At 68.2% G+C, this 12733-nt stretch carries 9 protein-coding genes; 8 read left to right on the forward strand and 1 reads right to left on the reverse strand.

Features of this window, described 5'->3' with window-relative positions; translation table 11 throughout:
* Positions 1-2 precede the first annotated feature (2 nt).
* Positions 3-2753 carry an autotransporter outer membrane beta-barrel domain-containing protein gene (locus RZN05_RS10425; RefSeq protein WP_317226551.1) on the reverse strand — a complete coding sequence of 917 codons (2751 nt, stop codon included), beginning with the start codon at positions 2751-2753 and terminating at the stop codon, positions 3-5.
* 118 nt (positions 2754-2871) lie between these two features.
* On the opposite strand from RZN05_RS10425, the gene RZN05_RS10430 reads away from it, so the two are divergent.
* The 8 genes from RZN05_RS10430 (at position 2872) to RZN05_RS10465 (ending at position 12508) form a co-directional block, all read left to right on the forward strand.
* Complete coding sequence (locus tag RZN05_RS10430; RefSeq protein WP_317226552.1) at positions 2872-3906, forward strand: flagellar motor switch protein FliG; 1035 nt, start codon at positions 2872-2874, stop codon at positions 3904-3906.
* Between the two features lies 1 nt (position 3907).
* Positions 3908-4582, forward strand: a complete 675-nt coding sequence (locus tag RZN05_RS10435; RefSeq protein ID WP_317226553.1) for a FliH/SctL family protein — start codon at positions 3908-3910, stop codon at positions 4580-4582.
* A 232-nt stretch (positions 4583-4814) separates the two neighbouring features.
* Positions 4815-6440: a flagellar basal-body MS-ring/collar protein FliF gene (fliF, locus tag RZN05_RS10440; RefSeq protein ID WP_394804799.1), complete on the forward strand. Its 1626-nt coding sequence runs from the start codon at positions 4815-4817 to the stop codon at positions 6438-6440.
* 16 nt (positions 6441-6456) lie between these two features.
* Positions 6457-6807, forward strand: a complete 351-nt coding sequence (fliN, locus tag RZN05_RS10445) for a flagellar motor switch protein FliN (protein WP_317226554.1) — start codon at positions 6457-6459, stop codon at positions 6805-6807.
* A complete protein-coding gene (locus RZN05_RS10450) occupies positions 6807-8141 on the forward strand; it encodes a sigma-54-dependent transcriptional regulator (RefSeq protein WP_317226555.1) in 1335 nt (444 codons plus the stop codon). The genes fliN and RZN05_RS10450 overlap by 1 nt, the downstream gene beginning before the upstream one ends.
* Positions 8142-8211: 70 nt before the next feature.
* Complete coding sequence (flhA, locus tag RZN05_RS10455; RefSeq protein ID WP_317226556.1) at positions 8212-10293, forward strand: flagellar biosynthesis protein FlhA; 2082 nt, start codon at positions 8212-8214, stop codon at positions 10291-10293.
* 70 nt (positions 10294-10363) lie between these two features.
* Positions 10364-11845, forward strand: coding sequence for a flagellar hook-length control protein FliK (locus RZN05_RS10460; protein WP_317226557.1), 1482 nt, complete (start codon positions 10364-10366; stop codon positions 11843-11845).
* 9 nt (positions 11846-11854) lie between these two features.
* A complete protein-coding gene (locus RZN05_RS10465; RefSeq protein ID WP_317226558.1) occupies positions 11855-12508 on the forward strand; it encodes a flagellar hook assembly protein FlgD in 654 nt (217 codons plus the stop codon).
* Positions 12509-12733 lie beyond the last annotated feature (225 nt).

A 12733-nucleotide genomic window follows, 5' to 3' on the forward strand; every position in this document is an offset into this window, starting at 1 on the left:
GGTCAGAATCCCAAGGTCGAGGACGCACCCGAATTCAATCGGTTGAGCGCCGCCTGATAATTTGCGAGCTGCGCGCTCTCGCGCGCGGTCGATTGCGTGCCGGTGGCGGTGTTCTTGACGCCATCGACGATCTTCGCCTTGCCCTCATCCCAATATAGCGAGCGATAGGCGGTCTGGGTCATCGAGATCGCATCTTCGATCTTTTTCATCGCGACCTTGGCGTTGTCGATCGTCGACAGGCTGAGCGCGTCGCTCAGGTCCATGCCGAAATTGCCGCCCGGGCGCACCTTGGGCGCGCTGCTCGACAGCGTCGCCTGGGTGGCGATGCGCTGCGGCTCGATGCCCAGCTTGGCAAGCGCGTCGGTATCGGTGCCGCCCGGGATCAGCTCGAGCTCGTGGCCCGGCTTCATCGTGATGCGCAGCTGCTGGATGCCGTCGATCGCCGTCGCAGTCACGGTGCCCTTCGACGCGCCGAGCATGCCCTGCATCCGCGTCGCGATCGTCTTGAGCGTGTCGCCCGCCTCGATCGTGATCTTCCGGACCGCGCCGCCATCGGCCTTGATCGAGAAGAAGTCGCCCGCGCGCATCGTCGTCTGGGTGGTGATCTTGTCGGAGACCGCCGCGTTGATCGTGCCGCGGCCGAAGCCGAGCGCCGAGATCGCGTTGGCGCCGCCGACATCGCCGGCGATGCGGACCGGCTCGGTGCGCAGCAGCGCCTGGCCGAACTGGGTGGTGTTCTCGATCGCGCCGGTCGCGGAGTCGATCCGGGTGACGAAGCCGTCGGTCGGCCCGCGGCGCGTGGCGGCAAGATCGCCGGTCGTGCGCCCGCCGGCATAGAGCTCGTCGCCCATGAAGGCGATGCTATCGACCTGGTCGTCTTCGGATGAGCCGATATAGGTCACGCTCGCGCCCGACAGGCCGGCATCGATCCGCGCGACAAAGCCGTCGCGGCCGCCGCTCTTGGCGTTGACCTGGCTGCCGGTCAGCGCCGCGCTGGTCGCACCGCCCACCGCGATGGTGCCGTCAGCCGCCACCGCGATCGCGCGGACATCGGCGGTGCCCAGGTCGATGCTGGCCAGATCGGTCGACAGCGACGACGCGCTCATCTTCCGGACCGAGGCATTGCCGTCCTGGTTGACCACGGCGAGCAGATTGCCGTCCTTGTCCATGGCCAGCGCGTTGATCGCATCCGCGCCCGCGCCGGTGATCGTGCGGCGCTCGGCGAGCTTGCCGCTGGCATCGACGCGCGCGACGAACGCATCGCCATTATTGCCCGCGGTGCGTCCGCCGACGAACACCGATCCGTCGGCGCCGACCGTCACTGCCTTGGCGGCGTCGGTGCCGACCGAGCGGACCACGGTCGAGAATTTCTCGTCGCCATTGGCGGCATATTTGGCGACGACCATGTCGCCGTCGGCCGAGGTGACGCCGTTGAAGCTGCCGGTGACGGTGCCCGCGACGACGATGCTGCCATCGCTGCCGATCGACACCGCCGCGCCGGTCGAGGAACCGCTGGCGCCCAGGCTGCGCTGCCAGACGACCTTGCCCGAACCGTCCATCTTGGTGAGGAACAGGTTGTTGTCGCCGTCCGACTTGTTGGCGCCAAGATCGCCCGCGGTGGTGCCGACGACATAGGAATTGCCCGCAGCGTCGGTGGCGATCGCAGCGGCATCGGTGGCGGCGTAGACGTTGCTGGTCTTGCTGGTGTTGGTCTTGATCTTGCCGTCCATGTCGGTGGTCGTCGTGGTCACCGTCGTGGTCTTGCCGGCAAGTGTGTTCTGCGCGGTCGCCTGGCGGTCGAGCGCGGCGATCGTCGCCATCGACACGCGCGTGCTGTCGCCGCTGGGATCGTTGAGGCGGAACACCTGGGTGGCGGTCGGCGCGTCGAGCGCGGTCTGCCCGGTCGCGACCACGAGCGAATCCTTCGCTCCGATCTGGTCGAGCGAGACCTGTTCGAGCCCATCGGGGGTGTTGAGCTTCATCGCCCATTTGCCGCCGCTGTATACCGGCTCGAAGCGCGCGGCCCAGCGCGTCACTTCCTCGCCCTTGGGATCGAGCTGCGGCGTGCCATCGGACTTGTAGATCACCGAGGCGGTGATTGCGCTGTTGAGCTGCGAGGTCAACGAATCGAGCGTCGGCGGCTGCGGCCCCTGCGACAGGTCGACCGTGAAGGTCTCGGTGAGCGTGCCGCGCGCGATCTTGACGCTGAACTGTTCCTGGCCGGTCAAATTGGGCAGCGCATCGGTGCGGCTGCCGGCAAGCGGCTTGCCCTTGACCTCATAGGCCGCGGAGGCACCGAGCTTGCTCGACTGCGCCGTAGAGGTCGGCTTGCCGAAAGACAAATTGACCAGGTCCGAGGGCGCGCTGGTCAGATAGGTCTGGAGGTCCGCCATCCCCTTGGCGAACACCTTGTTATACTGGGCGAGCTGCGCCGAGGTCGCGGTCTTCACCGTCGCCGCCTCGGCCAGCACGCGCAGTTGCTCGAGCGCCTTGTACGCGGTGAAGCTGGTCTTGATGTCGTCGGGGAGCAGCGCGGTGTTGCTGTTCATCTTGTCGATGAAGGTCTTGGAGGCGAGGATCGATGCGAGCTGCGCCGACACCGACGTGTTCTTCGACGCTTCCTTCCAGGGCGGGGTGGTCTCGGCGAGGGTAAACTGCGCCTTTGCGACGCGGACCGCCTTGCTGTCGAACGCGACGGTGTTGGTCGCGAACGAGAAGACCGACGAGTCCCCCGTCAGCAGGCTCAACCCCATCAGACTTCCGGAAAAATTAACCGACATCGCAACCGCACCTCTTCCCCATGCTCCTATAATAGAGGCGAGAGCGCGCACTTCCGCCTGCTCGCACGCATTTTTCTGTGAGGGGTCCAGAATGAGCTTGATGGCGCCGATTGCCGAGCCGCCCGAACTGAAGCGCTACAGCGGGCCGCAGCGTGCGGCTGCGCTGATGCTCGCGCTCGGCCGCGATCATGGCGCGCCCATCTGGGAACAGCTTACCACCGAAGAGATCAAGGAACTGTCCTCGACGATCGCCGGGCTGGGCCGCATCCCCTCGGCCGTGGTCGAGCATCTGCTCGTCCAGTTCACCGGCGAGATCGCCAGCATGGCGTCGATGCACGGCAGCTACGAGACCACCGAGCGGCTGCTCGCCGGCATCCTCCCGAACGAGAAGGTTCGGGAGATCATGGAAGACATTCGTGGTCCCTCGGGTCGCACCATGTGGGACAAGCTCTCCAACGTCAGCGAGTCCGTCCTCGCCGGCGCGCTCAAGCACGAATATCCGCAGACCGTCGCGGTCATCCTGTCGAAGCTGCGCCCCGATCACGCCGCGCGCGTGATCGCCGAGCTGCCGCGCGATTTCTCGGTCGACGTCGTCATGCGCATGCTGCGGATGGAAACCGTCCAGAAGGACGTGATCAACCAGGTCGAGCAGACGCTCAAGAGCGAGTTCATGACCAACCTCTCGCGTTCGCAGAAGCGCGACCCGCACGAGGCGATGGCCGAGCTGTTCAACTCGCTCGACCGCTCGACCGAGGAAGCGATGCTCAACGCGCTCGACAACAGCGCCCCCGAGAGCGCCGAGCGCATCCGCGCGCTGATGTTCACGTTCGAGGACCTGATGAACCTGCTGCCGGCGGCGATCGCGGTCATCGTCCGCAACGCCGACAAGCGCGAGATGGCGCTGGCGCTGAAGGGCGCGCCGGACCAGCTCAAGCAGATGTTCTTCGGCGCGATGACCGAGCGCGCGGCCAAGCTGATGCGCGAGGACATGGCGGCGATGGGCCCGGTGCGCGCGCGCGATTGCGAAGAGGCACAGTCCTCGCTCGTCCGCCTCGCCAAGGGCCTGGCCGACCGCGGCGAAATCCTGCTGGTCGATCCCAAGTCCGACGACGCGATGATCATCTGAGATGGGCGCGCACTTCCAGACCGTCGAGCGCTTCGCCTTCGACCGCATCTTCTCGACGCCGGCAAGCGAGAGCGCGACGATCCCGAGCGGCGACATGCTGCTCGAGATCTCCGCACTGCGGGCCGAGATCGCATTGCTCCAGGCCGATATCGGCGCGCAGGTGTCGCTGGCCCGCGCCGAGGGTTTCGAGGCCGGGCTCGCCCAGGCGCGCGCCGAGCGCGACGTCGCGCTGCTCAGCGCCGTCGATGCGCTACATGCCGGGATCGAGGCGCTCGACGAGCGTTTCGAGGATGTCTCGAAGCGCGTGACCGGCGAGGCGGCCGAGATCGCCCTCGCCGCCGCCGACATGATCGCCGGCCGTGCGATCGAGACGGCCCCTGCCGAAACGATCGACGCGGCGATCGGCCGCGCGCTCGGCCAGGTCGCCCGCGGCACCGAGCTCGAGATCCGCGTGAACCCCGATCTGATCGAGGCGATCGAGGCGCGCATCGCCGAGCGCCAGGCCAGCGACCGCCGGAAGCTCAACCTCACCGTGATCGGCGACGTCACCATCGCGGTCGGCGACGCGCTGATCGGCTGGGAACAAGGCGGCCTCGCCCTCGACGCAAGCGCCCGCCGCGCCGCGGTGATGGAAGAGCTCGAGACCCTGCTGCCCAGCCCCGCCGGCGCGAACTAAATTCCTCCCCGAGCTTGTCTCGGGAGGGGGACCAGCCGACAGCGCCGACACCGCTGCGCGGCGCCCCCACCACGCCCTCCCCCAGCAAGCTCGGGGAGGATTTTTCATGTCCGCCCCCTCCGCAAACGCCACTAGGCAAAAAATTCCCACCCGGCACAATCTGCCGCCCGCCACCCCTCTATAATTCAAGGGACAGGGGCAATTTCCGCCCCGGCCACATCACGGGGCGGCTTTGGAAGCGATCAAGAAATTTGCCGGGCAGCTTGGCCCGAAGCGGCTGATGCTGATGGGCGGCGTGGCGTTCGCGCTGCTCGCCGCGCTCGCCTTCGTCGCCACGCGCGGTTCCGATCCGCAGATGGGCTATCTCTACACCGATCTCGATCCGTCCGCCGCGGCGACGATCACCGAGAAGCTCAAGGCGCAGAATGTCGAGTTCCAGCTCTCGGCCGACGGCACCTCGGTGCTGGCGCCGCAGGACAAGCTGGCGGAACTCCGCATGTCGATGGCCGGCGAGAAGCTCGGCGGCAAGATCGGCTACGAAGTGCTCGACGAGGAGCAGCCCTTCGGCGTCTCCTCCAGCCGCGCCAAGATGAACGAGACCCGCGCCGTCGAGGGCGAGCTCTCCAAGTCGATCCAGACGATCCAGAACGTGTCGGCCGCGCGCGTCCACATCGTCATGCCCGAACGCGCGATGTTCGCCGCCGAGAGCCGCAAGGCGACCGCCGCGGTCACCGTCAAGACCAAGGGACGCCTGTCGTCCGAGCAGATCGCGTCGATCCGCTACCTCGTCTCCTCCTCGGTTCCCGAGCTCTCGCCCGAAGCCGTCTCGGTCGTCGACCAGACCGGCGCGTTGCTGGCCCGTGCCGGCGAAGCGGGTGCGGCTGGCGGCGCCGATGCCGACGAGCGCCAAGCCGCCGTCGAAGCCAAGCTCCGCGAGGAGATCGAGGCGTTGCTCGCCCCGATCGTCGGCCAGGGCAAGGTCCGCGCCGAAGTCTCCGCGCAGATCGACCGCGACCAGACCCGCGAGGAAGCCAATGTCTTCGATCCCGACAAGCAGGTGATCTCGCGCCAGGTCAGCGTCGAGAATGGCGAGCAGAACAGCGAGCAGGATGCCGGCGCGCAGACCGCGACCGTCGCCAACCAGCTCCCCGACGCTGCCGCTCCCGGCGCAGGCACCCCCGGCACCGGCCGCCAGTCGCGTAGCAACCAGACGTCGGAAGACACCACCTACGACAACAGCTCGACCAAGACGGTCACGCTGCGCGGCCCCGGCAAGGTCACGCGCCTCACCGTCGCGGTGATGGTCGACGGCGGCGAGAAGGGCCTACCCCAGCCGCAGATGCAGCGCATCCAGCGCCTCGTCGAGAATGCGGTGGGCATGGATGCCGAGCGTGGCGACAGCGTCGTCGTCGAGAGCATGCGCTTCGCCAATGACGACAGCCTCGCCGACAAGGACACCGGCCTTCTCTCCAGCCTGCCGATGGACCGGATCTGGGGCCTGCTGCAGATCATCATCATCGGCGTGGTCGGCCTGATCGCGCTCAAGATGCTCAAGCCCAAGATCATGCCGCAGACCGAAGTCGCCGCACTCGCCGGGCCGGCCGGCGAGATCCCGCTCTCCGCCCAGTCGCCCGAGATGCTCGCGCTCGCCGAGCGCGCCGCCGACGGCGACGCCGAAGCGCTGCAGCAGCTCGAAGCGATGGGCAGTGCCGAACAGCCGCTGCTCGATCAGGAGATCGCGCTCGCCCAGGTCGACGGCCGCATCAAGCTCTCCGCCCTCAAGCGCATCGGCGATGCGATCCACGGGAGCCCGCCCGAGGCGGCCTCGGTGATCCGCGCCTGGATGAACGCAGCCTAATTCAAAGGACCGACAGATGACTATCGAACCCCATGACATCATCCCGGCCGAGACCAATGAGGCGAGCGGCCCCGTGTTCGAGGATTTCGAGCCGTTCCCCGGCACCGAGTCCGCCCCGATGGGCTCGGAAGGGCTCGAGGCGGTCCACGACGTCCCGGTCAAGGTTCAGGCCGTTCTCGGCCGCGCCCGGATGCCGGTCGGCGAGCTGCTGCACCTGACCTCGGGCACCGTGGTCGAGCTCGATCGCCGCGTCGGCGAGCCGGTCGATATCTTCGTCAACGATCGCCTGATCGCCCGCGGCGAAGTCGTGCTGATCGACAACGCGCTCGGCGTGACGCTCACCGAAATCATCCGTCAGGACCGTTGATGCCCGATACTGTCCGCATGATCCTGGTCGGCGCGCCCGGCGGCGAGTTCCGCCGCGCCGCCGAGCTCGCCCGCGATGCCGGCGCCGATGTCGCGATGGCCGATGCGCCCGCCCAGGCGCTCGACCTGCTCCGCGAAGGCGGCGGCGACATGGTGATGGTCGATGTCGAGGCCGACATTGCCGGCTTCATCGTCAGCCTGCGCGCCGAGCGCTTCACCATCCCCGTGCTCGCCTGTGGCATCCAGGCCTCGGCCGAGCGCGCCGTCGCCGCGATCCGTGCCGGCGCCAAGGATTATGTCCCCCTGCCCCCGCAGCGCGAGCTGATCGCTGCGGCGATCGCCTCGGTGATCGAGCGCAAGGCGACTGTCCGCATCGGCGACCATCCGGTGCTCGCCCGCGCGATGTCGCTTGCCACCGCGGTGGCGCCCACCGCCGCGCCCGTGCTCGTCACCGGCGAGAAGGGCACCGGCAAGGAAGTCATGGCCCGCGTGATCCACGAGGCGTCGGGCCGCGCCAATCCGCTCCATGTCGTCGAATGTGCCGGCGTCGCCGCCGACGTGCTCGAATCGGAGCTGTTCGGCCATGAGGCCGGCGCGTTCCCGGGCGCCGTCGCGCGCCGCATCGGCCGGCTCGAAAAGGCGGCCGGCGGCACGATCTTCCTGCGCGAAGTCGGCGCCCTCGCCCCCGCCACCCAGGCCCGGCTGTTCGCCGCGCTCCAGGAGCAGTGCTTCCAGCGCCTCGGCGGCGACGAGATCGTGCCGTTCCAGGCGCGGCTGATCGCCTCGACCAGCATGGACCTCGACGGCGCCGTCGCCGCTGGCGCCTTCCGCGCCGACCTGCTCGTCCGCCTGGGCCTGGTCCGCGTCGAAGTGCCGCCGCTCCGCGCGCGCGGCGCCGACATCGCCCAGCTCGCCCAGCATTTCGCCGCGCAGTTCGCGATCGGCGAAGGCGTCGCGGTGCGCCCGTTCAGCGACGCCGCTTTGGTGCTGCTCTCGCGCTATTCGTGGCCGGGCAACATCCGAGAGCTCGAGGACTTCATCCACCGCGCCGTCCTGCTCGGCCAGGACGCGGCGATCGAGCCGCACGACCTCGTCCGCTCGGACGGCACCCGCCTGCTCGATCTCGAGCTGTCGGAGCCGGGCAGCCTGCAGATCGAGAGCCTGGTCGGCCGCACCGTCGAGGAAGTCGAGCGCGAGCTGATCCTCCACACGCTGGAGCGCTGCCATGGCAACCGCACGTCGGCGTCGAGCATCCTCGGCATCTCGGTCCGCACGATGCGCAACAAGCTGCGCACCTTCATCGAGGCGGGCATCGCGGTCGCTCCGGCGCCGTAATTTCCCGAGATTTACCAAACACCTCCCGAAAGACAGGGAGGCGCCGTCATCAGGTTACAGGGACCGATAGATGCCCCCCGCTGCCATCAACATCCTCAACCGCCTCGGCATGAACCGCGATCTCGCGCTCGCGGGTGCCGTGGTCGCGATCATCGGCATGCTGATCCTGCCGATGCCGGGCTGGTTGCTCGATCTGGGCCTGGCGCTGTCGATCACGATCGCAGTGATGATCCTGATGACCGCATTGTTCATCGAGAAGCCGCTGGAGCTCAGCGCCTTCCCGACGATCCTGCTGATCGCGACGATGTTCCGCCTCGGCCTCAACCTCGCCTCGACCCGGCTGATCCTCACCCACGGCCATGAGGGCCACGGCGCCGCGGGCGGCGTGATCGGGGCATTCGGCGAGTTCCTGATGGGCGGTGAGGTCATCATCGGCCTCACCATCTTCATGATCCTGATCGTCATCAACTTCGTCGTCATCACCAAGGGCGCCGGCCGCATCGCCGAAGTCGCCGCGCGCTTCAGCCTGGACTCGATGCCCGGCAAGCAGATGGCGATCGACGCCGATCTCTCGGCGGGCATGATCGACGAGAACCAGGCTAAGGCACGCCGCGCCGAAGTCGAGGCCGAAAGCGGCTTCTACGGCGCGATGGACGGTGCCTCGAAGTTCGTGAAGGGCGACGCGGTCGCCGCCTTGCTGATCACCGCGGTCAACATCATCGTCGGCCTTACCGTCGGCGTCGTCTCGCACGGCGTGCCGATCGGCGAGGCGTTCCACACCTATACCGTGCTCACCGTGGGCGAAGGCCTGGTCAGCCAGATCCCGGCGCTGATCATCTCGATCGCCGCGGGCCTGCTCGTCTCGAAGGGCGGCATCAAGGGCAAGACCGGCAGCACGCTCGGCGAGCAGCTCGGCCGCTACCCCAAGGCGTTCGGCATGGTGTCGTTCCTGATGGGCGCGCTTGCGCTGATGCCGGGGCTGCCCTTCATCCCCTTCGCGATGTTCTCGGGCGCCGCCGGCTATGCCGCATGGAAGATGAGCAAGAATGCCCAGGCCCGGGCCGCGATGGAACTCGCCCTCGAGGCGCAGGAGCAGGCGCAGGCACAGGTCGTCGAGCAGCCCATCTCGCAGACGCTCGCGCTCGACGCCGTCCGCATCGAGATCGGCTATGCGCTGCTCCCGATGATCAACGACGAGCAGCGCGAGCCGCGCCTCGACGATCAGGTCCGCGCGCTCCGCCGCCAGATGGCCACCGATTTCGGCTTCGTCCTCCCCTCGGTCCGCATCATCGACAATATGGGCCTCAAGCCCAACGAGTATGTCATCACGATCAAGGAGACCGAGGCGGCGCGCGGCGAGATCAAGCTCGAGAAGCTGCTGCTGATCAATCCGGGCGGCGGCCCGGTCGGCCTGCCCGGCGACGTCACCACCGAGCCGGTGTTCGGCCTGCCTGCACTGTGGATCGATCGCGAGCTGCGCGACGAGGCCGGCTTCCGCGGGCTGACCGTGGTCGATTGCGGCACGATCATCACCACCCATTTGACCGAGCTGGTCAAGGACAACATCTCGGACCTGCTCTCCTACACCGAAACGCAGAAGCTGCTGACCGAAGTCCACAAGGACGCCGAGAAGCTCGTCTCCGATATCGTCCCCTCCAAGGTCTCGATCTCGAGCGTCCAGCGCATCCTGCAGAACCTGCTCAGCGAAGGCATCTCGATCCGCGACATCCCGACGATCATGGAAGGCATCGCCGAGGCCGCGCCGCTGACCGCGAACCTGACCCAGATGACCGAGCATGTCCGCGGCCGCCTGGCGCGCCAGATCAGCGCATCGCAGGTCCGCGGCGAGGCGATCCCGGTGGTCACCTTGTCGCCCGAATGGGACCAGGCGTTCGCCGAATCGATCCTCGGCCAGGGCGACGATCGCCAGCTGGCGATGGCCCCCTCGGCATTGCAGAAGTTCATCCAGTCGGTGCGCCAGACCTACGACCAGCTGGCGCAGGACGGCGAGATCCCCTGCCTGCTGTGCAGCCCGGCGATCCGCCCGTTCGTCCGCTCGATCATCGAGCGCGTCCGCCCCGCGACGGTGGTGCTCTCGCAGAACGAGATCCATGCCCGCGCTCGCATTCGTGCGCTCGGCACGATCGGCTGAAACCCGTTCGTTCCGTAACTCTCCTATAATGAAGCAAGCGGCCCTTCGAGGCCGGGCAAGAGGCGACCGGATGCAGATCAACCCCTTCGGCTTTCCGCTAGGCGCGGGCACCCAGCCTGCGTCGGCTCTCGCGGCCGGCGGCCTCGGCTTCATCGATGCGCTCGGCGTCGCGATCGACGGCAGCGCGCCGGCGATCACCGGCCTGACCGGATCGACCACGATGCCCGCGCATTTCGACGCCAAGCTGTCGCAGACCCTGCTCGCCAATGCGCAGCTCGACTCCCAGCCCATGCCGGCCACGCCGCCGTTGCCCGGGCTCCAGCAGCCGACCTCTCTGTCGCAGCTGATGGCCACTGCCGCCAAGCTGCCGGCGGCCGAGCCGCCGCCGGTTGCCGGCCAGGCGCCAGGTGCCGACCTTGCCGCGCCGCTCGCCCAGCCGATGGTTGCGCAGCCCGAAATTACCCAGCCCGAGGACGCGCAGCCCGAAGCGGCAAAGCCAGAAATGGCGCCGCGCGCGCCGGCCGCAGTCGCGCCCGAGCCCGTGGCAACTCAGCCCGTGGTCGCCCCGCCCGTCCAGGCGCCCGCCAAGACCCCGGTCGAGACCGCCGTCGCCGAGGTCGAGGCTCAGCCCGAGACGCCCGCCTTGGAAGCCGGCGCGGCCAAGCCGCAGAAGCGCGTCCGCGCCGCGACCGCCGAGGCCGAACCCGCCCAGCCCGAGGCCAAGCCTGCCCCTGCCCCCGCGCCGGTGCCTGCCGCCGCAGTCGTGCCGCAGGCCGTCGCCGCCCAGCCGCAGCCCGTCGCGCGCGACGCCGCCGCACCGCAGACGCCCGGTACCACGGTCAAGAAGACCGGCGCCGCACCTGCTGCGTTCGAAGGCGCGCCGCAGGCCGCTACCGGCGCCGGCACCACCGACTTCGCCGATGCGGTCGCCGCGCAAGGCGGCAAACCGGGAGCCGACGCCAATGCCGACGGCCAGCCCCAGCCCGAATTCGTCCCCGGCACGCTCGGCAAAGCCGACGCCCCCGCACCGGTAGCCGCACCTGCCGCGCACCACAGCGCGTCGGTCGACGCCACGCGCGCCGCCGCCCCGGCGGCACCCGCACCCGCGCCGCATGCCGAGCATGTCATCGACGCGCATCGCCATCTCGGCCAGTCGCTCGGCGTCGAGATCGCCAAGAAGGTCGAGCTCGGCGAGGAAACGCTGCGCATCCGCCTCAATCCGATCGAGCTCGGCCGGATCGAAGTGACGCTCGCCTTCGACGACAAGGGCGCGCTCCAGGCCACCGTCCGCACCGACAGCGCGCAGGCGATGGACCTGCTGCGCCAGGATGCCGGCGATCTCGCCCGCACGCTCGACCAGGCCGGCGTCCGCACCGACGCGCAGAGCTTCCGCTTCGAAAATCGCGGCGGCAGCGACGGCAACGGCCAGCAGGCCCAGCACCAACATTCGCAGAACCGCGGCCCGTTCGCCGCTTCCGATGACGACGCCCTCGTCGCCGAACCCATCTACCGCCCGGTCCGCAGCGACGGGCAGGTCGACCTTCTCGCCTGAGGAAAACCCATGACCACCGTCAATTCCGCCACTGCGATTTCCGACGCCAAGAGCGCCGCGGCATCGACCAAGATCAACGCCGATTTCGACATGTTCCTGAAGCTGCTCACCACGCAGATGCAGAACCAGGATCCGCTCGATCCGATGGACACCGCGCAATACACCCAGCAGCTCGTCCAATATTCGCAGGTCGAGCAGTCGATCGAGCAGACCAAGACGCTCAAGGAAATGCTCTCGGCGTTCGGCACGCAGAACCTGATGCAGGCCTCGGCGATGATCGGCGCGCAGGTCGAGACCAGCTCGGAAGTGTCGGGCCTAAGCGCCACGACCCCGGCGCAGTGGACCTGGTCGGCGGATCGCAACGTCGCGTCGATGACTGCAACCATCACCGACGCCAAGGGCAAGGTGATCGACACGCTGCCGATCGACGCCACCGGTGCCGCCGGCGCGTTCACCTGGGACGGCACGACCAGCGCGGGCAAGAAGGTCGATCCGGGCCTCTACACGCTCAAGCTCGAGGGCAAGGATGCCTCGGGCACCAAGGTCGCCGCGACTGCGCACGCCTTCGGCAAGGTCACCGATGTCGAGCTCAACAACGGCTCGGTCCAGATGACGATCAACGGCCTCAAGGTCGCATCGAGCGAGCTGCTCCGCATCGGCTGAGCCCACCCCCATTCCTGCCTGAAAAGGCGCCGGAGCACGCCGCTCCGGCGCCTTTCTTTTTGGCTGGCCGATGGCTTGCCCGCTCGCCTGGAGCTCGTCGGAGGACGGCCATACACCGCGTATGGCTCGCGGAGAGCCGGCCTTCGACACGCTCAGGCCGAACGGTGTCGATCTCTATAAAATCTTATAAGTACAAACCCTTAGCGGCAATTTTTCCGCCCTCGG

Origin of the sequence: Sphingomonas sp. HF-S4 (assembly GCF_032911445.1) — a bacterium.
GTDB lineage: Bacteria > Pseudomonadota > Alphaproteobacteria > Sphingomonadales > Sphingomonadaceae > Sphingomonas > Sphingomonas agrestis.

Bases quoted from the DNA above. Each gene is read 5' to 3' on its own strand.
- RZN05_RS10425 (WP_317226551.1), bottom strand. From the start codon at position 2,753: ATGGGGTTGAGCCTGCTGACGGGGGACTCGTCGGTCTTCTCGTTCGCG.
- RZN05_RS10430 (WP_317226552.1), top strand. From the start codon at position 2,872: ATGAGCTTGATGGCGCCGATTGCCGAGCCGCCCGAACTGAAGCGCTAC.
- RZN05_RS10435 (WP_317226553.1), top strand. From the start codon at position 3,908: ATGGGCGCGCACTTCCAGACCGTCGAGCGCTTCGCCTTCGACCGCATC.
- fliN (WP_317226554.1), top strand. From the start codon at position 6,457: ATGACTATCGAACCCCATGACATCATCCCGGCCGAGACCAATGAGGCG.
- RZN05_RS10450 (WP_317226555.1), top strand. From the start codon at position 6,807: ATGCCCGATACTGTCCGCATGATCCTGGTCGGCGCGCCCGGCGGCGAG.
- flhA (WP_317226556.1), top strand. From the start codon at position 8,212: ATGCCCCCCGCTGCCATCAACATCCTCAACCGCCTCGGCATGAACCGC.
- RZN05_RS10460 (WP_317226557.1), top strand. From the start codon at position 10,364: ATGCAGATCAACCCCTTCGGCTTTCCGCTAGGCGCGGGCACCCAGCCT.
- RZN05_RS10465 (WP_317226558.1), top strand. From the start codon at position 11,855: ATGACCACCGTCAATTCCGCCACTGCGATTTCCGACGCCAAGAGCGCC.